This window comes from Cobetia sp., assembly GCF_983723665.1.
In genome coordinates this window covers 12,337-14,504 of record NZ_CFDJES010000075.1, presented here as the reverse complement: position 1 = coordinate 14,504, position 2,168 = coordinate 12,337, and the positions used below count along the sequence as shown (strand labels likewise).

At 62.0% G+C, this 2,168-nt stretch carries 2 protein-coding genes; one reads left to right on the top strand and one right to left on the bottom strand.

Features of this window, described 5'->3' with window-relative positions:
- Positions 1-368 (bottom strand): DUF7079 family protein (locus tag AC4FAH_RS09215; RefSeq protein WP_490245934.1); only part of this gene is annotated, 368 nt, incomplete at its 3' end.
- A 351-nt stretch (positions 369-719) separates the two neighbouring features.
- Here AC4FAH_RS09215 and fabV point away from each other — a divergent pair.
- The gene (gene fabV / locus AC4FAH_RS09210) at positions 720-1,922 is read left to right on the top strand and encodes an enoyl-ACP reductase FabV (protein ID WP_043334421.1); all 1,203 of its coding nucleotides are present in this window, start codon (positions 720-722) and stop codon (positions 1,920-1,922) included.
- The last annotated feature ends 246 nt before the right edge of the window (positions 1,923-2,168 follow it).

Below are 2,168 nucleotides of genomic sequence, written 5' to 3'. Positions count from 1 at the left end.
CCGTAGCGATGGCGACTCGGCATCGTGGCCAGCCCCGAAAACAGCAGCCAGAACATGCGCCGGCCACGTGTCAGACGATGCGTATGCTGCAGCAGGCGTGACAGCAGCTGGCTGTCATCGAAGCCCTTGAAGTTGGGCGTCATGCTGACCTGTTCTCGCACCAGTACCGGGGCCATCTCCAGCCGATAGAGCTTTTCCAGTTCCTGGAAGCTCAGCCCCTGGGCTTCGACGACTTCTGCCATGTGCTGATACTCGGCTTCACGTGGGTCGCGCTCCAGCCACAGTGGAGACAGCGCCAGCCAGATGTCCTGTCGGCGCTCGAGCAGGGCGGCCACATCGGGGGCGAGGTGAGCGTTCTGATCGTTCATGAAAACATCCTGGGCAAGAGCCTGTCGGACAGTGCGGCTGGCAATCAGCGGCGAATGCAGGACGGCAGTGGAATGGCAGTACGTGAAAAGGCCTACATGATACGGCAGCCGCCGCGGCTGGCTCCAGTGATATGCAGGTAGATGGCGGATCATGACGGCAGGGCGGACAGCGTCGCCGACAGCCGCTAGAATAGCGCCCATGAGCTGGCACTGAGCCTGCTTTACGGGATTCGAACGCCCTATTTCACGATACGCTTCACCACCCAAGGACGGCCATTGCCTGCTGTCAGGGTGAAGCGAGTATCGCATCGGCGGGTACACGCCGGGCCAACAGCAAACGAGGTTCTTTACGTGATCATCAAACCCAAGGTTCGTGGCTTCATCTGCACCACCACACATCCCAAGGGCTGCGAGCAGAATGTCGCCGAGCAGATCGCCATCACCCGCAAGACAGTCGGTGACAAGCGTGACGGTGGTCCGAAGAAGGTGCTGGTGATCGGTTCTTCCAGTGGCTATGGCCTCGCGGCACGCATCACGGCAGCCTTCGGTTATGGCGCCGATACCCTGGGCGTGTTCTTCGAGAAGCCGGGCACCGAGAAGAAGGCCGGCACCGCAGGCTGGTACAACTCTGCCGCCTTCGACAAGTTCGCCAAGCAGGAAGGCCTCTACAGCCAGGCCATCAACGGCGATGCCTTCTCCCACGAGACACGCGCCAAGGCCATCGAGCTGATCAAGGCCAACATGGGCGAAGTCGACCTCGTCGTCTACTCGCTGGCCTCTCCGGTGCGCAAGCTGCCGGACAGCGGTGAAGTGAAGCGCTCCGTGCTCAAGCCGATCGGCGAGACCTACCGCGCGACTGCCATCGACACCAACAAGGACACCATCATCGAAGCGGAGGTCGAGCCGGCCACCGAGCAGGAAATCGAAGATACCGTCACCGTGATGGGTGGTCAGGATTGGGAGCTGTGGATGCAGGCGCTGGACGACGCCGGCGTGCTGGCTGAGGGCGCCCGCTCCGTCGCCTTCAGCTACATCGGTACCGAGATCACCTGGCCGATCTACTGGCACGGTGCGCTGGGTCGCGCCAAGGAAGATCTGGACCGCGCCGCCGGCAGCATCCACGAGAAGCTGTCCGCCAAGGGCGGTCGTGCCCACGTGGCCGTGCTCAAGTCCGTGGTCACCCAGGCCAGTGCCGCGATCCCGGTCATGCCGCTCTACATCTCCATGGTCTACAAGATCATGAAGGAGAAGGGCCTGCACGAAGGCACCATCGAGCAGCTCAACCGCTTCTACGCCGAGCGCTTCTACGGCGAAGGCGAGATCGCCACCGACGAGTCCGGTCGTCTGCGTCTCGACGACTGGGAGCTGAAGGACGACGTCCAGCAGGCCTGTCAGGAACTGTGGCCGCAGGTCACCAGCGACAACCTGTTCGACATCACCGACTACGCCAGCTACAAGCAGGAATTCTTGAAGCTGTTCGGCTTCACCCGTGACGACGTCGACTACGATGCCGATGTCGCCACCGATGTCGAGTTCGATGTCGTTCAGATGTAAGAGCGCCTCAATATAAGCGCGCCTCGGCATAAGCGCAGAGGTCTTGGCAGCTCGCTGAGCGCTGAGACCTGAGCGCTGCCCGCTGAGCACTGCATGTTGAGCACTGACGACGCCATCCTTCGGGGTGGCGTCGTCGTGTGTGGTGGCCTCATCTCGAGCGTCATTCCAGTCCGGGCCAGGCACAAGTGCCAGAGGCATGGCACAATATGGCGCCACCCTCACGCGACGGACCTCGACTCACACTCA